This window comes from Acidocella sp. (genome assembly GCF_052326845.1).
Lineage (GTDB): Bacteria > Pseudomonadota > Alphaproteobacteria > Acetobacterales > Acetobacteraceae > Acidocella.
The window spans coordinates 15,614-33,686 of record NZ_JBKQJR010000075.1 but is presented as its reverse complement, the minus strand read 5'-3'; the positions used below and the strand labels follow the sequence as shown (position 1 = coordinate 33,686).

Annotated in this window: 20 protein-coding genes and 1 pseudogene; 8 read left to right on the top strand and 13 right to left on the bottom strand. The window is 64.4% G+C overall.

Features of this window, described 5'->3' with window-relative positions; genetic code table 11:
- The 4 genes and pseudogenes from ACLPJJ_RS05115 to ACLPJJ_RS05100 form a co-directional block, all read right to left on the bottom strand.
- Positions 1-348: pseudogene (locus ACLPJJ_RS05115) on the bottom strand (tRNA (guanine(46)-N(7))-methyltransferase TrmB); the annotation flags it as partial.
- Entirely contained in the window at positions 338-1,525 is a 1,188-nt protein-coding gene (gene metK / locus ACLPJJ_RS05110) for a methionine adenosyltransferase (protein ID WP_443589870.1), read from the bottom strand. The gene metK and the pseudogene ACLPJJ_RS05115, both read right to left, overlap by 11 nt.
- Positions 1,526-1,606: 81 nt before the next feature.
- Positions 1,607-2,368: a 4-hydroxy-tetrahydrodipicolinate reductase gene (dapB, locus tag ACLPJJ_RS05105; protein WP_443589869.1), complete on the bottom strand. Its 762-nt coding sequence runs from the start codon at positions 2,366-2,368 to the stop codon at positions 1,607-1,609.
- Positions 2,369-2,583: 215 nt separating this feature from the next.
- Entirely contained in the window at positions 2,584-4,221 is a 1,638-nt protein-coding gene (locus ACLPJJ_RS05100) for an electron transfer flavoprotein-ubiquinone oxidoreductase (RefSeq protein ID WP_443589868.1), read from the bottom strand.
- A gap of 113 nt (positions 4,222-4,334) precedes the next feature.
- Between ACLPJJ_RS05100 and ACLPJJ_RS05095 the strand changes: the two genes are divergently transcribed.
- The 6 genes from ACLPJJ_RS05095 to ACLPJJ_RS05070 all read left to right on the top strand — a co-directional run bounded on the left by ACLPJJ_RS05095 (position 4,335) and on the right by ACLPJJ_RS05070 (position 9,871).
- Positions 4,335-5,126 (top strand): uracil-DNA glycosylase, encoded by a 792-nt coding sequence (locus tag ACLPJJ_RS05095; protein ID WP_443589867.1) that lies wholly within the window; start codon positions 4,335-4,337, stop codon positions 5,124-5,126.
- Between the two features lie 315 nt (positions 5,127-5,441).
- A complete protein-coding gene (locus ACLPJJ_RS05090) occupies positions 5,442-6,905 on the top strand; it encodes a lytic transglycosylase domain-containing protein (protein WP_443589866.1) in 1,464 nt (487 codons plus the stop codon).
- The gene (moaB, locus tag ACLPJJ_RS05085) at positions 6,902-7,453 is read left to right on the top strand and encodes a molybdenum cofactor biosynthesis protein B (RefSeq protein WP_443589865.1); all 552 of its coding nucleotides are present in this window, start codon (positions 6,902-6,904) and stop codon (positions 7,451-7,453) included. Before ACLPJJ_RS05090 ends, moaB begins: the two co-directional genes overlap by 4 nt.
- Before the next feature lie 110 nt (positions 7,454-7,563).
- On the top strand, positions 7,564-8,670 hold the full coding sequence (locus tag ACLPJJ_RS05080; RefSeq protein WP_443589864.1) for a PA0069 family radical SAM protein: 1,107 nt from the start codon (positions 7,564-7,566) through the stop codon (positions 8,668-8,670).
- A 17-nt stretch (positions 8,671-8,687) separates the two neighbouring features.
- Complete coding sequence (locus ACLPJJ_RS05075; protein ID WP_443589863.1) at positions 8,688-8,936, top strand: hypothetical protein; 249 nt, start codon at positions 8,688-8,690, stop codon at positions 8,934-8,936.
- Positions 8,937-9,310: 374 nt separating this feature from the next.
- Positions 9,311-9,871 carry an OmpA family protein gene (locus ACLPJJ_RS05070; protein ID WP_443589862.1) on the top strand — a complete coding sequence of 187 codons (561 nt, stop codon included), beginning with the start codon at positions 9,311-9,313 and terminating at the stop codon, positions 9,869-9,871.
- Between the two features lie 212 nt (positions 9,872-10,083).
- Here ACLPJJ_RS05070 and ACLPJJ_RS05065 read toward each other — a convergent pair whose 3' ends face one another.
- The 9 genes from ACLPJJ_RS05065 to rpmH all read right to left on the bottom strand — a co-directional run bounded on the left by ACLPJJ_RS05065 (position 10,084) and on the right by rpmH (position 15,465).
- Positions 10,084-10,386, bottom strand: a complete 303-nt coding sequence (locus tag ACLPJJ_RS05065) for an antibiotic biosynthesis monooxygenase family protein (RefSeq protein ID WP_443589861.1) — start codon at positions 10,384-10,386, stop codon at positions 10,084-10,086.
- Positions 10,387-10,445: 59 nt separating this feature from the next.
- On the bottom strand, positions 10,446-10,838 hold the full coding sequence (gene arsC, locus ACLPJJ_RS05060; protein WP_443589860.1) for an arsenate reductase (glutaredoxin): 393 nt from the start codon (positions 10,836-10,838) through the stop codon (positions 10,446-10,448).
- A complete protein-coding gene (locus ACLPJJ_RS05055) occupies positions 10,780-11,319 on the bottom strand; it encodes an arsenate reductase ArsC (RefSeq protein ID WP_443589859.1) in 540 nt (179 codons plus the stop codon). Before ACLPJJ_RS05055 ends, arsC begins: the two co-directional genes overlap by 59 nt.
- Positions 11,320-11,442: 123 nt before the next feature.
- Positions 11,443-12,336 (bottom strand): acetylglutamate kinase, encoded by an 894-nt coding sequence (argB, locus tag ACLPJJ_RS05050; RefSeq protein ID WP_443589858.1) that lies wholly within the window; start codon positions 12,334-12,336, stop codon positions 11,443-11,445.
- A gap of 14 nt (positions 12,337-12,350) precedes the next feature.
- Complete coding sequence (gene yihA, locus ACLPJJ_RS05045; RefSeq protein WP_443589857.1) at positions 12,351-13,049, bottom strand: ribosome biogenesis GTP-binding protein YihA/YsxC; 699 nt, start codon at positions 13,047-13,049, stop codon at positions 12,351-12,353.
- Positions 12,992-14,716, bottom strand: a complete 1,725-nt coding sequence (gene yidC, locus ACLPJJ_RS05040) for a membrane protein insertase YidC (RefSeq protein ID WP_443589856.1) — start codon at positions 14,714-14,716, stop codon at positions 12,992-12,994. Before yidC ends, yihA begins: the two co-directional genes overlap by 58 nt.
- Positions 14,717-14,724: 8 nt before the next feature.
- On the bottom strand, positions 14,725-14,961 hold the full coding sequence (gene yidD, locus ACLPJJ_RS05035) for a membrane protein insertion efficiency factor YidD (protein WP_443589855.1): 237 nt from the start codon (positions 14,959-14,961) through the stop codon (positions 14,725-14,727).
- The gene (gene rnpA, locus ACLPJJ_RS05030; protein ID WP_443589854.1) at positions 14,958-15,302 is read right to left on the bottom strand and encodes a ribonuclease P protein component; all 345 of its coding nucleotides are present in this window, start codon (positions 15,300-15,302) and stop codon (positions 14,958-14,960) included. The genes yidD and rnpA overlap by 4 nt, the downstream gene beginning before the upstream one ends.
- Positions 15,303-15,330: 28 nt before the next feature.
- Entirely contained in the window at positions 15,331-15,465 is a 135-nt protein-coding gene (gene rpmH, locus ACLPJJ_RS05025; protein ID WP_043334407.1) for a 50S ribosomal protein L34, read from the bottom strand.
- A gap of 164 nt (positions 15,466-15,629) precedes the next feature.
- Between rpmH and ACLPJJ_RS05020 the strand changes: the two genes are divergently transcribed.
- Complete coding sequence (locus tag ACLPJJ_RS05020; RefSeq protein ID WP_443589853.1) at positions 15,630-16,559, top strand: patatin-like phospholipase family protein; 930 nt, start codon at positions 15,630-15,632, stop codon at positions 16,557-16,559.
- Complete coding sequence (locus ACLPJJ_RS05015) at positions 16,556-17,977, top strand: sensor histidine kinase (protein ID WP_443589852.1); 1,422 nt, start codon at positions 16,556-16,558, stop codon at positions 17,975-17,977. The genes ACLPJJ_RS05020 and ACLPJJ_RS05015 overlap by 4 nt, the downstream gene beginning before the upstream one ends.
- Positions 17,978-18,073 lie beyond the last annotated feature (96 nt).

Here is an 18,073-nt window from a genome sequence, read left to right as displayed (position 1 = left end):
CAGCGGCCGCGCATCGTCGGTGAACAGGCGCAGATTCGGCAGCGGCTCCGGGTGCTCCACGCTATCCGGCGCGATGCGCGAGAGCAGCGAGCAGATGCCGGTCTCGAACACTTCGGCGGCGATATAGCCGACATCCTGGTTCTTCGTGGCGTGCTCATAGGCGTGCTCACCCCCGCCAAACCCGACTTCCAGCCAGATTTCGCGCGGGGTGATGGCAAACGGCACCTCCGGCCACGCCATGCGCGGCAGAAACTCCGCCAGCAGCCATTCCTGGCGCGGGCGGAGCTTCTTACCCTTTACGCGGCCGTAGAGCCGGTCCGGGACCGGCTTGACGCCCTCAACGGCCAAAGGCGGACTTCAGCGCTGGGACGAGGTCGGTCTTCTCCCAGGTGAAGGTGCCGAGATCCGCATCCGGGGTGCGGCCAAAATGGCCGAACGAGGAGGTCGGCGTGTAGATCGGCCGGTTGAGCTGCAGATGCTCGCGGATGCCGCGCGGCGTCAGGTTCACGAGTTCGCGCAGGGTGGCAGCCACCTTCTCTTCATTCACGTCATTGCCGGTGCCGTGCAGGTCCACATACAGCGAGAGCGGCTGGCTCACGCCGATGGCGTAGGAGAGTTGCAGCGTGCAGCGCTCGGCAAGGCCCGCGGCCACCACGTTCTTGGCGAGGTAGCGCGAGACATACGCCGCGGAACGGTCCACCTTCGTGGGGTCCTTGCCGGAGAAGGCGCCGCCGCCATGCGGGGCAGCACCACCGTAGGTGTCCACGATGATCTTGCGCCCGGTGAGGCCGCAATCGCCATCCGGCCCGCCGATCACGAAGATGCCGGTCGGGTTGACGTAGAAATCTTTCTCGGCCGGCATCCAGCCCTCGGGCAGCGCCGCGGTGACGATCGGGCGGATCATCTCGCGCACCTGGGCGAGCGAGATGCTCTCCTCGTGCTGGATGGAGACGACCACCGAGGTCGCGCCCACCGGCTTACCGTTGACATATTTCAGCGTCACCTGGCTCTTGGCGTCCGGCAGCAGCCCCTTCACTTGGGAATCGGCGGCGCGGCGCAGCTCGGAGATGCGGCGCAGGATCAGGTGCGAATAATAGATCGGGGCGGGCATCAGCGCCTCGGTCTCGGTGCAGGCGTAGCCGAACATGATGCCCTGGTCGCCAGCGCCCTCGTCCTTGTCCCCGGCGGCGTCCACGCCGACCGCGATATGCGCGGACTGCGCGTGCAGATGCACGGCCACGTCGGCGTTCTTCCAGGAGAAGCCATCCTGGTCGTAGCCGATATCATGCACCGCCATGCGGGCGAGATGCGCGAGATGCTCCTTGGTGATCGTCTCCGGCCCGCGAACCTCGCCAGCCAGGATGATCCGATTCGTGGTCACCAGCGTTTCGCAGGCGACGCGCGCATACGGGTCGGCGGCCAGATAGGCATCGACAACGGTATCGGAAATCCGGTCGGCAACCTTGTCCGGATGGCCTTCCGAAACAGACTCAGACGTGAAAAGAAATTCGCCGCGATCACGCATTATGCATTACCCCCAAAAATCCAGGCGGCCTCGGATGACGTATCCGGCCCCCGGGGTCAATACCCTGTGGCCGCATAGGCTTTACAAGCGCAAAAAATCCCGCATCGAATACAGCCCGGCGGGCTGGGCGTGCAGCCAGAGCGCCGCGCGCACCGCGCCGGAGGCAAACACCCGGCGGTCGAAGGCGTGGTGGGTAAGGGTGATCTGTTCGTCACCCGCCGTGAACAGCACGGAATGGCTGCCGACAATCTGCCCGCCGCGCAGCGTGGCAAAGCCGATCTCTCCATCCTTGCGCGGACCGGTATTCCCGTCCCGGCCGGAGACCATCACCTCTTCCAGCTTCATGCCCCTGCCCTGCGCCACGGCGCGGCCAATGGCGAGCGCGGTGCCCGAGGGCGCATCCACCTTCTGCCGGTGGTGCATTTCCAGGATCTCGGCATCGTATTGGTGCGGCGGCAGCGCGTGGCCCAGCTTTTCGGCCAGCAGCAGCAGCAGGTTCACGCCGGTGCAGAAATTCGGCGAGGCGATGACGGGGATGCTCCTGGCCGCCTCCTCGATGGCCGCCTGCTCAGCCGCGCCATAGCCGGTGGTGCCCAGCACCCAGGGCGTCTCGGTGGCGGCCAGGGCGGCTGCGTGCTCGGCCACCGTGCTGGCATGGGTGAAGTCAATCACCACATCCGATTCCCGGGCCAGCGCCGTGATGTCGGAGAAATGCGGCGCGCCCTCGGGCCCCCGCCCCGAGCGGCTGGTGCCGCCGGAAAGCGAGGCGGCCGCGGCGGCCTCCTCGGCGAGATAGATGCCCATGCGGCCGGAAATGCCGGCGATGCCAATGCGAATAGTCATGGATGCAAATTACGCCTGTTTCAGCTTACACACAAAAAGTGCTTTCATACCGATGTCGTAACTTGTCAAGTTAGCCTGCCGTGGCGCACACGCGGAACGGAAAAGTTACGCTTTCGATGTCAAGCCTTTCTCTCGCCCGCGCTGGAAAGTCCGGGGGTGCGCTGGAATATCTCGGCCCGCTTCCCGGCGGCGCATGGCCGCCGGAGCCGTTATGCCTACATGCCGCCCGGGTAGTTCGGCCCGCCAGCGCCCTCGGGCACCACCCAGTTGATGTTCTGGGTCGGGTCCTTGATGTCGCAGGTTTTGCAATGCACGCAGTTCTGCGCGTTGATCTGCAACTGCGGATGGCCTTCCTCGGCACCGATGATCTCGTACACGCCCGCCGGGCAATAGCGCGTCTCCGGGCTGCGGTAGAGATCCCAGTTGACGGAAATCGCCTTCGCCGGGTCCAGCAGCTTCAGGTGCGCCGGTTGGTTTTCCTCATGGTTGGTGTTGGAGAGGAACACCGAGGAGAGACGGTCGAAGGTGAGCTTGCCGTCCGGCTTGGGGTAGTCGATCGGCTTGCACTCGGCGGCCTTCTTCAGGTGGTCGTGGTCGGCGTGGTTCTTGAGGGTCCAGGGAGCCCTGCCCTTGAGCAGATAGGTCTCCAGCGCCGCGTTCACCAGCCCGCCATAGAGCCCCCATTTCGCAAAGCCGGGACGAATGTTGCGGACCTGGTGCAGCTCGGACCACACCCAGCTCTCCTTCAGCTTGGCGGTATAGGCGGTCACCTCATCCGGCTTGTCGGCGGCAAAGGCCTCGGCAATCGCTTCCGCCGCGACCATGGCGGACTTCATCGCGGTATGCGTGCCTTTGATCTTCGGCACGTTCAGCGTGCCCGCAGTGTCGCCGATGAGTACGCCGCCGGGGAAGGTCAGCTTGGGCAGGGACTGGAAGCCGCCTTCGTTGATCGCGCGCGCGCCGTAAGAGATGCGCTTCGCCCCCTCGAAGGTGGGCGCGATGGCCGGATGCGTCTTGTAGCGCTGGAACTCCTGGAAGGGCGAGAGATACGGGTTCGTGTAGTCCAGCCCGACGACGAAGCCGATCGCGACCAGATTTTCACCGAAATGATAGAGAAATGATCCGCCATAGGTGTCGGACTTCAGCGGCCAGCCGATGCTGTGCAGGGTCAGGCCCTTCTGGAACTTCTCGGGCTTGACCTCCCACAGCTCCTTGATGCCGATGCCATAGGTCTGCGGATCGCAGGTCTCGCGCAGTTTGAACTCGGTCATCAGCTGCTTGGAGAGCGAGCCGCGGCAGCCCTCGGCGAACACTGTATAAGTGGCGCGCAGCTCCATGCCGCGCTGGAAGTTCTCGGTCGGCTGGCCATCCTTGCCGATGCCCATGTCGCCGGTGGCAACGCCGACGACGCGGCCACCCTCCACCAGCAGCTCGGCGGCTGCGAAGCCGGGGTAGATCTCCACGCCCAGCTCTTCCGCCTGCTGCCCGAGCCAGCGCACCACGTTGCCGAGGGAGACGATGTAATTGCCCTCGTTATGCATCTGCGGCGGAGTCGGCATGGCAAATGCCTTGGTCTCGTCGTACAGGAAGACGAACTTGTCCTCGGTGACGGGGGTGGCGAGCGGGATCAGCCCCGGATCGCAATCGGGGAAGAGTTCCTTCAGCGCCCGCGGTTCCAGCACCGCGCCGGAGAGAATATGCGCGCCAACCTCGCTGCCCTTTTCCACCACGCAGACGGAAAGTTCAGGATTGAGCTGTTTCAGCTTGATCGCGGCAGTGAGACCGGACGGGCCGGCACCGACGACCAGAACATCGAATTCCATCGCCTCGCGCGGCAGGGTTTCGTCTGACATTGATTGCTTCCTTCCTTGTACCAGACCCGGTGTAGTTAAGATCTATAGCTCAACCGGGTGTAAGGGGAGCTGAGAATGATTTCAATCCAGTTCGGAATGGGTAAATAAGGTGCATGGAACTGCTTGAAGCGTTACGCCTGCAATGGGAATGGGGCGCGGATGAGGCGCTGCTCGACGCGCCGCAGGACCGCCGCCATGCCTTGCCGCCACCGCCACCCGCCGAAACGGCGCCTGCATCACTGCCCCGCCCCGCCCAGGCCCCACGCCCTGCCCCGGCCATGCCAGCCGGCCCGGCCGAGGCGCGCAAGCTCGCCGAATCCTGCCAGAGTCTGGCGGAGCTGGAAGAGGCGATGCGCAATTTCACCGGCTGCGCCCTGCGCGACACCGCAACCCAACTGGTGTTCGCCGATGGCGCGGCTGACGCGAGGCTGATCATTGTGGGCGAGGCGCCGGGCGGCGACGAAGACCGCGCCGGCAAGCCCTTCGTCGGCCCGGCCGGGCTGCTGCTGGACCGCATGCTGGCAAGCATCGGGCTGGACCGCGCCAAGGTGCGCATCATCAACACCGTGCCCTGGCGCCCGCCTGGCAACCGCACGCCCACGGAGGCCGAGGTAGCCCTGTGCCTGCCCTTCCTGCACCGGCAGATCGCGCTCATCGCCCCGCGCGGGCTGATGGCGCTGGGCGCTGTGGCGGCCAAGGCGCTGCTCCCGGCCGAGGGCGCCATGGGCATACGGCGTCTGCGCGGCACTTGGCGGGAGGCGGAGATCGCCGGTCTGAGCGCGCCCCTGCCCTGTCTGGCGACGTATCACCCTGCCTATCTGCTGCGCACGCCACTGGCCAAAGCGGAGGCATGGCGAGACCTGCTGACCTTGAAAGCCTGGCTGGAAAGCCCGCCGACGGCTTGATTCTCACGAAAATTTGATTACCAATCCCCCTTGCAAACTACTGAAAGCAAGGAATTCGTCTAAAAACATGAGACTCGTCTCGCCGAAAATGGTTGCGTCATACGGATATGCCGTGTAGGGGCGTTAGCTATGCGAGGAGCCCCCAAACCGCTTCCCCGCCTGAACGGCATCCGTCTGGCTTTTGCCACGGCTTCCGTTTTCGCCCTTAGCCTCGTGGCCCCCACGAAGGCATCGGCGAAGTCCCCTGATATGGGACAAGGCCCGGGAACGTACCAGCCCCCCACAGCGCCGCTTAGCGCCATGAATGGCGATAGCGTGGCTTACGCCGTACCGCGCAATGCCCCGTCGGGTGAGGTGGAAATCACCTTGCCGCAACCGCTCGCCCCAAGCGACGTGGCAATCTACCAACGCGTCCTGCAATTGCAGGAAAACGGCGCCTACGCCGCAGCCGACCGCCTGATTGGCCGGCTGGGCGACACCTCCCTGCTCGGCAGCGTGCTGGCCGCGCGCTATCTGAGCCCGGACTACACCACAAAACCCGCGGAACTCACCGCCTGGTGGGCGCAGTATTCCGGCGAACCGGAAGCGTCCGACATCTACAAGCTCATGCAACTCAAGCTGCAACGGTCCGAGCTGCCGCCGCGGCCGCAAACGGCGCTGATGCCGGAAACCACCATCACCCCGGGCGCAGCCGCCATGCCGGTCTTCGAGCCGGACAGCAATGCCTGGCACCAGCGCTTCATGACCGGGCTGGACGCCTGGGAGCGTGGCGATATCAGCACCGCCGCCAGTATCTTCGCCTCTACGGCGCAGTTCTCCGGCATCTCGGACGACGACCGCGCCGCCAGCCAGTTCTGGGCCGCGCGCGCGGCGCTGCGCCTGCAACAGCCGGAGCAGTACCTGAACTGGCTGCGCCAAGCCTCCTGGGCCAGCGGCACCTTCTACGGCATGCTGGCTGGCAAGCTGCTCGGCCAGGGCTTCGGCCCCACGGGCATTTCGGCGACCCTGACGGAAGCTGACGTCATCGCCGTGGACGCCATCCCCGAGGGGCACCGCGCCTTCGCCCTGCTGCAGATCGGCGAGCCCGAACAAGCCGCGACGGCCCTGCGCGCGCTGTGGCCGCAAATGCAGAGCGACCCGGCGCTCGCCCGCTCGGTCATGGCCGTGGCCGCCCGCGCCGGGCTGGTCGATGTCACCGTGGCCATTGCCGGCACCATGCCGAGCCCGGTGGATGAGATCGCCGGCGCAAGGCTGCCGCTGCCTTCGCTGCATCCCTCGGGCGGGTTCACGGTCGATCCGTCGCTGGTCTACGCCCTCACCCGCACGGAATCCGGCTTCGACCCCAACGCCGTTTCCCGCTGCGGCGCGCGCGGGCTGATGCAGCTCATGCCCGCCACCGCGGCCACCATTCGCCGCACCCAGGGCGTGGATGGCTCGCTGTCCGACCCCTCGGCCAATCTCGCCATGGGTCAGGCCTATCTGCGTTATCTCGCGGCGCAGCCTGGGGTAAACAACAACCTCCTGGCCGTTCTTGCCAGCTATAATGCGGGGCCGAACGCCGCCGCCTCATGGCCTGCTCAGGGTCAGGACACCAGCGACCCGCTGCTGTTCATCGAGAGCATTCCGACTGACGAGACCCGGCGTTACGTCCGCCAGGTGCTGGCCGATAGCTGGCTCTATGCGGAGGAGATCGGGACCAAACCAGAGAGCCTGAACGATCTGGCGGAAGGCAACTTCCCGCAGCTCAACGCCAACGTCTACACCGCGGACGCGAATTGAGCCGGATCGACGAGACTGCGCCGTTCCTGCCTGTGCGCATCGCGGTGGCGACGATCTCCGACACCCGCACGCTGGAGAATGATACTTCCGGGGACACGCTGGCCGCACTGCTTACCACCGCTGGCCACGTGCTCGCCGGACGGGCGATCATCCGGGACGACGTGGACGCCATCGTAGCACAGCTTGCCGCCTGGATCGCCGATCCGGGCGTTGATGTGGTGATCACCACTGGCGGCACCGGGGTGACGGGGCGCGACGTGACGCCCGAGGCGTACCGCCGCGTGCTGGACAAGGAGATCGAGGGCTTCGGCGAGCTGTTCCGCTGGCTCTCCTATGCCAAGATCGGCACCTCCACCATGCAGTCCCGCGCGCTGGGCGGTGTTGCTGCCGGAACCTATCTGTTCGCCCTGCCCGGTTCCACCGGCGCGGTGAAGGACGGCTGGGATGAGATCCTGCGTTTCCAGCTCGACTCCCGGCACCGCCCCTGCAACCTGGTTGAGCTGATGCCCCGGCTCAGGGAACATTTCCAGACCGTTAACGAAACGTAACTGCCAGAATTTGCTGGCTGGCCAAGCTCGCAACGAAAATGTTCTTATTTTGTTCTTGACTATCGCAATGCGGAATGATTTTATGCATTGCGGAACGGAGCAGGAACATCATGGCGGCATCCCGGTTGCAGATCAACAGCGAGGTCAGGCGCGGCATGCTCAAAGGCCGCGGCACGGCCGTGAACCCGCCGAACCGGTTCGAGCGCGCCAGGGTGGATGCTTTCGACGATGGCTGGGACCTGCCCGAGGACAGCGCCCCCAAACCGCAGACCATGCTGATCCGCGACGCCACGCGCAGCATCATCTCCCGCAATGACAGCCCGGACATTGCCTTCGAGCAAAGCGTGAACCCGTACCGGGGCTGCGAGCATGGCTGCATCTACTGTTTCGCCCGCCCCAGCCACGCCTATCTTGGCTTTTCCGCAGGGCTCGATTTCGAGACGAAGATCGTCTTCAAGCCCGAGGCACCGCGCCTGCTGGAGAAGGAACTCTCCCGCGCCAGCTACAAGCCCAGCGTTATTGTGCTGGGCTCGAATACCGACCCGTACCAGCCGGTGGAGCGCACCCTGGCGCTCACCCGCGCGGTCCTGGAGGTGCTGGAGCGGTTCAGAAACCCGGTCAGCATCATCACCAAATCCGCCGGCGTGCTGCGGGATGCCGATATTTTGTCGCGCATGGCGGCGAGGAATTTGGCCAAGGTGTATATTTCGGTTACCACGCTAGACCCGGCCCTGGCCCGAGCGATGGAGCCGCGCGCGGCCTCCCCGGCCCGGCGCCTGGCGGCCATCACCGAGCTTTCGGCTCTTGGCATTCCCGCTGGCGTCATGGCCTCGCCGATGATCCCGGGCGTGAATGATGCCGAGTTGGAGAGCATTCTGGAAGCCGCCGCCAAGGCCGGGGCACACAGCGCGCATACAACGCTCGTCCGCCTGCCGCATGAGCTGGCGCCGCTCTTCACCGATTGGCTGGAGAAACATCTGCCAGAGCGCGCCAGCCATGTGCTGAGCCTGATCCGCCAGAGCCGGGCCGGACGGCTGAACGACCCGTCCTTTCATTCCCGCTTCACCGGCTCCGGCCCGTATGCGGAGATGCTGCACCAGCGTTTCGCCCGGGCAGCGAAGCAGTTCGGGCTGGAGGGCGGAGACACCGCATTGGACTGCTCGCAATTCAACGTGCCGCGCCCCACCACGGCGGCGGGACAGCTGAATCTTTTCTGAATCAGGAGGAACTGACGATGCCGTTTGATGGACATATCGTAATCGGCCTGGCCTCAATGCTTGGCTGCGTCTGCATGCTGTTCTTTTGCGCGGCCCAACTATTGGGGATGCTGGAATTTCTGCGTCTGGCCAAAGCTGCGGCGCAGCCCTGGGAGATGCATGCGCGCGTTCAACCTACGCGGTTTTCCCTTGATGCGCTCTACACCAGCGCACCCGCCACGGTCTTCGCGCCACAACATGCTGGGCTCGTGCCATCCGGCCCGTGACCCGGTCCATGGGAGCACGCAATGTCCCGCCCGGCTGTACTGGTACCGGGTTTACGGGCGGATGGCCGCGAACATACCCAGGGCTGCCAGTGCCATTACAATTGTTCCCAACCTGCCGAAGAGTTTCAGCCCCGGCCCGACGCTGATTCCGCCCATGATGCGCGGGCTGGAGGCATGACCCCAAGCCGTCATCTCCTGCCCGTACTCAGCTAAGTACCATCGCTATACGTCTTTGTAATTTCGCGCTCAGCGCGATGTAATAAAAAGCGCAAATAATCATGATTTGAATCAATTTCGACCGAAGACCAAATGCCTACCATAAGAGGGCTTAGCATAGAATTACTTAAGGATTGTTTAACCGAGGAGGATTCAATATGCGTGCTCATGCCTCGAAAATAAGAATGGTGGCAGTTGGGATCGCGGCTCCGCTTTTGCTTTCCGCTTGCGTCTCTCAGGGGGCCTATAATAACTTGAAGACGCAAAATGAGCAGTTGCAGTCGCAAAACCAACAGCTTCAGCAACAGCTGACGGATGCGCAGACAAAGATTGGCCAGTTGCGTGGCGCAATCAAATACACGGTGGAAAGCGACCTGCTCTTCCAGTCGGGTAGCTGGAAAATTTCGCCCCAGGGGAAGAGCATCCTCGCTAAGATCGCGTACAAGCTCGCGCCGACGCAGACGCAGACGCTTGTCATTACGGGTTATACGGACAATACGCCGATCGGCCCGGGGCTGCAGCGGCAAGGGATCACCACTAACCAGCAGTTGTCGGAGAAGCGTGCCGAAGCCGTCAAGGATTTCCTTGTCAGCAATGGTGGAAACCCCAACCTCATGACAACGCAAGGCGGTGGCGAAACGAATCCCGTTGCGCCAAATGATACCGCAAGTGGTCGTGCCCTGAATCGCCGTGTCGAGTTTTCGCTGCAGCCTGACTGATCTGTCGGCTACCTCGTTTTTGTGCTTCGAGCATGGTTCAGATCCAGCAGCCTGGCGAGAGTTCATTGGCTAAATCGCCGCGGGGCGCGCCCATGCCCCGGCCTCACGGCGCTGTCAAAGGTTGTTGAGATTCATCATGAAGCGGTGATGGCTGCGGCAAGACAGGTCAAGGCTGAGAAGCTTTGGTTTGTCTTGCCGTTCCGAACTCAGGGCTACTCTGCATTCCTGGAAAAGGTATAATCCTTCTCGATATGCGCAATCTGTAGACGGTACGCGCTATACCAGTGCTCCCGCCCCAGCCTTTGCGCCACCATGTGTTCAGCTTGTGCCTTCCAGGCTTTAATCGAGGCAAGATCAGGCCAATAGGACAGGGCGATTTCGTGGCGCGCCTCGGTCACGGCGCAAAATTCCAGGCAGCCGAAATCACGCAGTGCCATGTCACGCAGCATTGCCGCCATGGCGGCATAGTCGTCATCCGGCGCCACCGCTTCAGCGCGGAAAATTACGACATACATTCGCCTACCCGCCTGAAGATTACCCAAGATCCAATTAACCGAAAAAACCGCCCAGGACGCTAAATGATGCTCTTCACCAACTCGGCTGGGCGGCAGACCTTCACCCCCTTGGGCGATACCACCACCGGGCGGTTGAGCAGGATCGGGTGCTTGGCGATGGCGTCCAGAATCGCCTCGTCATCAGCCTGCTTCAGGCCAAGCTCGTCCGCCAGCGCCTCCTTCTCGCGCAGCAGCGGGCGGGCACCGCCCATCTGCTTCGCCAGCGCGGCCAGATCCGCCCGCGAAGGATGATTTTTTAAATATTCAATGATTTGTGGCTCAATATTCGCTTCCCGCAGCAATGCCAGCGTGTTCCGGGCTGTACCGCAAGACGGGTTGAAATAAATTTTATAATCAGAGTTTTGCGTCACTTTCTTGAGCACCTTGCGCAGATTCGCCTTCAGCGTGCCCAATCTCGCGCAATTTCGCGCCCAGCGCCAGCGCGCCGATGCTGGCCAGCGGCAGGCTCAGGAAAATGCTGATCCGCGTGCGCAGATACTTGAAGGACTGGATGAAGGCGCGCTCCTTCTGGATCTTCGTGCCCTCCACCGCCAGCGGGTCGTCGATACCCCAATGCGCGGTCATCGGGTGACCGGGCCATGCCGGGCAGGGTTCGGCAGCCGTTTCGTCGCAGACGGTAAAGACAAAATCCATCTCCGGCGCGCCAGGGGCGGAGAACTCATCCCAGCTCTTGGAGCGGAGCCCTTCGCTCGGGAATTCGTAATCGGCCAGCGCCTTCAGCGCCAGCGGATGCACCACGCCGCTTGGCTGGCTGCCGGCGGAAAAGGCGCGAAAATGCGCTGCGCCGAGCTTGCGCAGGACCGCTTCCGCCATGATCGAACGGGCGCTGTTGGCGCGGCAAAGAAACAGGACATTATAGACACGCTCGCTCACGCTGGCCTCCTGCGCGGATTCAACCTCGGCGCAGGGATAGAGCAGCGGATTTGACCGGAAAAGCAGAAACGTCCGGGCGGCGCGGATCTTCCCGGAACTGTCACAAATCTGGGCGGAAGGCCCTTATTTGTGGATCATCGTGCCGATGCCGCCCTCGGTGAACAGCTCCAGCAGCAGCGCATGCGGCACGCGGCCGTCCAGGATCGTGGCGCCCTTCACACCCTGCGTCACCGCTTCCATGCAGGTCTCCACCTTCGGGATCATGCCGCCCGAGATGGTGCCATCGGCGATCAGCTCCTTCACCTGCGCCATGGTCAGGTCGGAGAGCAGCTCCTTGTCCTTGTTCAGCACACCGGGCACGTCGGTCAGCATCAACAGGCGCTGCGCGTTCAGCGCGCCGGCGATCGCCCCGGCCGCCGTGTCGGCATTGATGTTGTAGGTCTCCCCATCCTCGCCACTGCCAACCGGCGCGATCACTGGGATCAGCCCGGCGCCGGTGAGGGCATGGATCACGCGGGTGTCTATGAACGAAGGCTCGCCGACGAAGCCGAGATCGAGGACACGCTCGATCTCGGAATCCGGATCCTTGATCTTGCGCGTCACCTTGCGGGCGCGGATCAGCCCGCCATCCTTGCCGGAAATGCCCACCGCCAGCGCGCCGGCGCGGTTGATAAGCCCCGCCACCTGCTTGTTCACGGTGCCGGAGAGCACCATCTCCACCACCTCGACCATCGAGGCGTCGGTGATACGCAGGCCGTGGACAAAGTTGGACTCGATTCCCAGGCGTTCGAGCATGGCGTTGATCTGCGGCCCGCCGCCATGCACCACCACCGGGTTGATACCGACCTGCTTGAGCAGCGCGATGTCGCGGCCGAACTCGTTGGCGAGGCTGCCCTCCATGGCGTGCCCACCATACTTCACCACGATGGTGGCACCGGCATAGCGGCGCAGATAGGGCAGCGCGCGCGCAACAATATCTGCCTCACGGGCCGCGGTGGTCATGGCATCCCTGGTCATATGTCGCTCCCCTATTACAGAAACTCGGCGATGGAGGCGCGCAACTCCTCTATCCCCTGCCCCGTCTCACTAGACGTGGTGAACAGGCTGTTCAACGCCGCAGGGTGTTTTTTCGTCAGGGCCAGAATCTCGTCCTGCTTGCGCTTGAGCGCGCCGGGCTTCACCGCATCCGCCTTGGTCAGCACGATCTGGTAGGCCACGGCGGACTGGTCGAGCAATTCCATCACCGTCTGGTCGGAGACTTTCAACTCCACCCGGGAATCGAGCAGCAGCAGCACGCGGCGCAGGTTCGGCCGCCCGCGCAGGTAGTCGAGCATCAGCCCCTGCCAGTCGCGCTTGACCTCCTTCGGCGCCTCGGCATAGCCGTAGCCCGGCATGTCCACCAGCACGACAGGCCCCGCGGCGCAACGGAAGAAGTTGAGCTGGCGCGTGCGCCCGGGCTGGTGCGACACGCGCGCCAGCGCCTTGCGCCCGGTGAGCGCGTTCAGCAGCGACGATTTACCCACATTGGAGCGCCCTGCGAAGGCGATCTCCACCCCTGCCGGCTCGGGCAGGGTTTGCAGCGCTTGCGCGGCGTAGAAGAACTCGCAGCCCGAGGCGAAGAGCTTGCGCCCCGCCTCGATCTGCGCGGGGGTGAATTCCCCCGCCTGGAAGTTCAGCTCTTCGCCGGAATCGCCCGCGGCTGTGCCGCCGTCTGGCGCATGATCAGCCATTGTTGCCCCACGGAAAGAAGGTTGTTCCATGCCCAGTACAGGACCAGCCCGGACGGCGAGCCTGCCAGCATGAAGGTGAAGACGATCGGCATAAGCTGGAACATCCGCGCCTGGGCCGGGTCGGCCGGGGCGGGGTTCAGCTTCTGCTGCAGGAACATGGTCAGGCCCATGATGAGCGGCAGCGCGCCGAGATGCAGCGGCGCGTAGATCGCCGTCGGGTCGAAGGGCAGCAGACCGAACAGGTTGAACAGGTTCGTCGGGTCAGGCACCGAGAGGTCGTGCACCCAGCCGTAGAACGGCGCCTGGCGCATCTCGATGGTGATGAAGATGACCTTGTACAGCGAGAAGAACACCGGGATCTGCAGCAGCATCGGCAGGCAGCCCGAGGCCGGGTTGATCTTCTCGGCCTTGTACAGCTCCATCGTGGCCTGCTGCAGCTTCGCCGCGTCGTCCTTGTGCTGCTCGCGCAGCGCCGCGATCTTCGGCTGCACCAGCCGCATCTTGCCCATGGAGCGGTAGGAGTAGCTGGCCAGCGGGAAGAACACGAGCTTCACGCCCACGGTGAACACCATGATCGCCAGGCCGAAATTGCCGAGCAGAGAGTTCAGGTAGTCGAGCGCGAAGAAGATCGGCTTGGTCAGGAAGTACAGGTGCCCGAAATCCACCGCCTTGTAGAAATTCGGGATGTGATACTCGCTCTGATACGCATCCAGGATCTTCACCACCTTGGCGCCGGTGAAGACATGGCTGGTGAAGGCGGCATTGCCACCCGGCGCCGCGGTAAGCGGCGCGGCGGTGATGAACGAGGTCTCGTAGGCGCTGCCGTCGCCATCATTCACGGTGCCATAGCTCATGGAGCCAGTCATGCTGGCGGACTGCTCCGGCGCCACGGCGGAGAGCCAGTACTTGTCGGTGATGCCGATCCAGCCGCCCGGCGCGGTCTCGGTATAGGCCGTGCCGCCCGGCGCCTTGGAACCGTCGGACTTCAGCGCGTTATAGGATACCTGCTTGAGCGTGCCGTTGAACACGCCGAGCGGGCCGTCAAACAGCACCCAGCTGCTCTGCTCCTTCGGCTTGTAGTCGCGCACCACGCGGGACCACGGATAGAGCTGCACCGGGGCGGCGCCGTGGTTGACCACGTTCTGCGTGACCGTGAACATGTACTTGTCGTCCACGGCGAGCTGGAGCTGGAAGGTCAGGCCCTGGCCGTTATCCCAGGACAGCGTCACCGGGGTCTGCGGCGTCAGGGTACCGGCGCTGGCGCTCCACACCGTTCTGTCATCCGGCACCTTCACCCCGGCGGGCGCGCTCCAGCCGAACTGCACATAGCTCGGCTTGTCGCCGCCGCGGCGGCCCATAACCTGCACCAGCGGGGAATTGGGGGCTACGGTCGTGTGGTACTGCTTCAGCACCACGTCATCGAACACCGCGCCGGTGAGGCCGATACTGCCCTGAATTAGCGGCGCGTCCACCGCCAGGCGCGGGCCGGGGGCCGGGGCCTGTTGCGCGGTGCCGGGCGCGCCGGCGGACTGCGCCGCCATGGCGGGCGCCTGCACCTGAGCAGGAACCGGCGCCGGATGCGGCAGGAACTTGTTCTGGATGAACGTGAACGCCAGCATGATAACGAGCGACACGGAGACGGCGAGCAGCAGACGCTTCTGATCCATGGGGGCTTTCAGGAGTGTTTCAAAGGTGGGGGAACCGGGTCGTACCCGCCCGGATGCCAGGGATGGCAGCGCAGAATCCGCTTCGCCGCGAGCGCGCCGCCCTTGCCCGCGCCATGGACGCGGATGGCCTCGCGCGCATAGGCGCTGCAGGAGGGAAAAAAACGGCAATTCGCGCCGATCACCGGACGCAAGGTAAGCTCATACACCCGGATTGCCCCCGAGAGCATGTACGCCGCCGGGCTCATGCCAGCGCCTCGTCCAGGGCTTTCGCCAGGTTCCGGCGCAAGGTGGAGAACGGCACGGAGCCGGTCTCGCGCCGCGCGATTAGCACCAGCTCCACGCCCGGCATCTCGCGCCCAGCCAAACCAAGACGCGCCGCCTCCCGCAGCCGGCGCTTGGCACGGTTGCGGGCGACGGCGTTGCCGATTTTCTTGGTCGCGGTAAAGCCCACGCGCAGCTCGGGCTCAGCGCTTTCGCGCAGCGCCTGCATGACGAATCCGCTTTTGGCGATTTTCTTGCCCCGCGCCGCGAGACGAAGGAAATCAGCCCGCTTTTTGAAGCGTTTCGGCGGTGTCAGCCGAGCCATGCTGGGCTCCTGGCGCGGCGGCCGGGAATCAGGCGGAAAGCTTGGCGCGGCCCTTGGAGCGGCGGTTGGCGAGCACCTTGCGGCCGCCAACGGTCGCCATGCGGGCGCGGAACCCATGCCGGCGCTTGCGGACGAGTTTGGAAGGTTGATAGGTCCGTTTCACGGTATTCTACTCCGGCGAAAGACAAAAATAGGACGAGCGCCGAACCGTCCCCGGCTAGGCGCGATGGCGCGATATAGGCGGCCTCGCCCGTCGCCGTCAATGCGGCACTCTGCCTACGGTGTTGCGCATGGTGCCAGAACGCGCAACAAGGGCTGTTTATAATCATGACATTTTCCCCCCTCTTCCCTCCCCGGATCACGCTGGCCCTGCAGGGCGGCGGCGCGCATGGCGCCTTCACCTGGGGTGTGCTCGACCGCCTGCTCGAGGAGGGGCTGGAATTCGCCGCCATCACCGGCGTGTCCTCTGGCGCCATGAACGCCGCCATGGCGGTGCAGGGCTATGTGCATAACGGGCCCGCCGGCGCCCGCGCGGCGCTGCGCCAGCTATGGACCCGCATCGGCGAGGCCAATGTTTTCAGCAACTTCGCCACGCCTATGGATTGGCTCTGGGGGTGGGACAAGAGCATCGAGCTGGGCAACGAGCTGGCCTGGACCGGCCTCACCAACGTGCTGCGCGTGCTCAACCCGGACCAGATGAATCCGCTGGGGCAGAATCCGCTGGCCCCGCTGATAGAGGGCCTGCTCGACGAGGACGCGATCCGTGATCCGTCCGCGCCGCGGCTCTATGTCGGCGCCACGGACGTGGAAACCGGCGAATCGAAGGTGTTCAGCAATGCCGAGATCGGGGTGCGGCACTTGCTGGCCTCTGCCTGCCTCCCGATGATGTTCCCGGCCATCGAGATCAATGGGCGGCATTATTGGGATGGCGGCTATTCCTGCAATCCGCCGCTGGCGCCGGTGCTCGTCCCCCGGCCGGACCGGCTGGTGCTGGTGCGCGCCCAGCCGCGCCAGCGCAAGGGCGTGCCCAATTCCACCGCGGACATCGTGCACCGGCTGCACGAGATCGCCTTCCAGGCGCCGCTGGATGCCGAGCTTTCCATGCTGCCCCGCCATACGCGGCTGCTCGATATTTCCGCCGATGAGGCGCTGGCCAGGCATCCGCTGACCTCGAAGATGAACACCGAAAAGGGCTTTCTCGAGCACCTGTTCACCGCCGGACGCGATGCCGCGGAGACCGCTCTTCACGCTGCATGAGCCCGGCACACCGCCCAGACCGGCCCAAATTCGAACTGTTCGGCGACACGCTCTCCGGCCGGGTGCTGTGGCTTACCGTCGCCATCATCCTGGTCATCGAGCTGATCGTGATGCTCCCCAACCTGGGGCGCGAGCGCCAGACCTGGCTGAGGGACCGTGTGGCACATGCGCATCTGGCCACCTACCCGCTGGAGCAGTCCGGGGCCACGCTTTCCCCGCAGGCTCAGGATTCACTGCTCGCCTTTGCGCTCGACGACCAGATCATTCTTAAAGAACCCGGCCAGCCACCCCTGACGCTGAGCAGCAGCCACCCCATCCCACCCGCTTCCTGCCATGTTGTCCTGTCGGATGAGACCTTATGGTACAGCACCTTGCGGGCCGTATTACATCTCGTCGGGCTGGGCGGGCATGAAATCCAGATCATCGCCCCCTCGCCGCTGCAAGAGAACGCGATGCTGGAGGTCACGGCGAACGAGGCGCCGCTCGACGCCGATCTGAATGCCTACGCCAAGCGCGCCTTCGCCGTTACCGTGATCATGGCGCTGATCACCGGGCTGCTGATCTTCGCCGTGCTGGACCGGCTGCTGGTGCGCCCCATGCGCATCATCACCACCAGCATCATTAATTTCCGCGAGGACCCGGAGCAGGAAAGCGCCAGCGACCTGGCCTGGCTGGGCAACCGGCCGGAGGATGAGATTTCCGGCGCGGCGCGGGAGCTCAAATCGATGCAGGACGAGATGCGGGCCGCGCTATGGCGCAACGCGCGCCTCGCCGCCGTGGGCACCTCCGTGGCCAAGATCAGCCACGACCTGCGCAACATCCTCAGCTCGGCGCTGCTGGTCTCGGACCGTTTGCAGACCATCAACGACCCCACCATCGAGCGAGCCTCACGCACCCTGGTGAGCGCGGTGGAGCGCGCCGCGCAGATGGTGACCCGCACGGTGGATTTCGCCCGCGAGGGTCCGCCGCCCGTGGTGCGCTCCGCCGTGCCGCTTTACGAATTGATAGAGGAGGCGGCGCTGGTGGTCCGGCCCGTGGATAGCGGCGTGACCATCCAAAACGAGGTGCCCGAGGCGCTGGTGCTGCCGCTCGACCGCGGGCAGATCTACCGCGTGCTGGTGAACCTGATGCGCAACGCCGCCGAAGCCGGAGCCAAGATCATCCGCGTGACGACCGAAAGCCGCAGCGGCGTGACGCGCATGCGCGTGGCCGACGATGGCCCCGGCCTGCCGCTGCGTGTGCAGGACCGGCTGTTCCAGCCCTTCACCAGCTCCGGCCGCTACGGGGGCACCGGGCTGGGCTTGGCCATCGCCCGCGACCTTATCCGCGCCCATGGCGGTGACCTCGTGCTGGAGGAAACCGGGCCGCGCGGCACGGTGTTCGCCATGGATCTGGCGATCAGCGAGACTCAGATTTGAGCCTCGCCTCAGAAATACAGACAAATTCAATAGGAATTTGATGGTTTGCGTTTGCCGGAAGAGTGGCAAATCCGAAAAACCGTTTTACGCGTTCCC

Excerpts from the sequence above, each read along its gene's own strand:
- metK (WP_443589870.1), bottom strand. The coding sequence starts at position 1,525 with ATGCGTGATCGCGGCGAATTTCTTTTCACGTCTGAGTCTGTTTCGGAA.
- dapB (WP_443589869.1), bottom strand. The coding sequence starts at position 2,368 with ATGACTATTCGCATTGGCATCGCCGGCATTTCCGGCCGCATGGGCATC.
- ACLPJJ_RS05100 (WP_443589868.1), bottom strand. The coding sequence starts at position 4,221 with ATGTCAGACGAAACCCTGCCGCGCGAGGCGATGGAATTCGATGTTCTG.
- ACLPJJ_RS05095 (WP_443589867.1), top strand. The coding sequence starts at position 4,335 with ATGGAACTGCTTGAAGCGTTACGCCTGCAATGGGAATGGGGCGCGGAT.
- ACLPJJ_RS05080 (WP_443589864.1), top strand. The coding sequence starts at position 7,564 with ATGGCGGCATCCCGGTTGCAGATCAACAGCGAGGTCAGGCGCGGCATG.
- ACLPJJ_RS05075 (WP_443589863.1), top strand. The coding sequence starts at position 8,688 with ATGCCGTTTGATGGACATATCGTAATCGGCCTGGCCTCAATGCTTGGC.
- ACLPJJ_RS05070 (WP_443589862.1), top strand. The coding sequence starts at position 9,311 with ATGCGTGCTCATGCCTCGAAAATAAGAATGGTGGCAGTTGGGATCGCG.
- ACLPJJ_RS05065 (WP_443589861.1), bottom strand. The coding sequence starts at position 10,386 with ATGTATGTCGTAATTTTCCGCGCTGAAGCGGTGGCGCCGGATGACGAC.
- argB (WP_443589858.1), bottom strand. The coding sequence starts at position 12,336 with ATGACCAGGGATGCCATGACCACCGCGGCCCGTGAGGCAGATATTGTT.
- yihA (WP_443589857.1), bottom strand. The coding sequence starts at position 13,049 with ATGGCTGATCATGCGCCAGACGGCGGCACAGCCGCGGGCGATTCCGGC.
- yidC (WP_443589856.1), bottom strand. The coding sequence starts at position 14,716 with ATGGATCAGAAGCGTCTGCTGCTCGCCGTCTCCGTGTCGCTCGTTATC.
- yidD (WP_443589855.1), bottom strand. The coding sequence starts at position 14,961 with ATGAGCCCGGCGGCGTACATGCTCTCGGGGGCAATCCGGGTGTATGAG.
- rnpA (WP_443589854.1), bottom strand. The coding sequence starts at position 15,302 with ATGGCTCGGCTGACACCGCCGAAACGCTTCAAAAAGCGGGCTGATTTC.
- ACLPJJ_RS05020 (WP_443589853.1), top strand. The coding sequence starts at position 15,630 with ATGACATTTTCCCCCCTCTTCCCTCCCCGGATCACGCTGGCCCTGCAG.
- ACLPJJ_RS05015 (WP_443589852.1), top strand. The coding sequence starts at position 16,556 with ATGAGCCCGGCACACCGCCCAGACCGGCCCAAATTCGAACTGTTCGGC.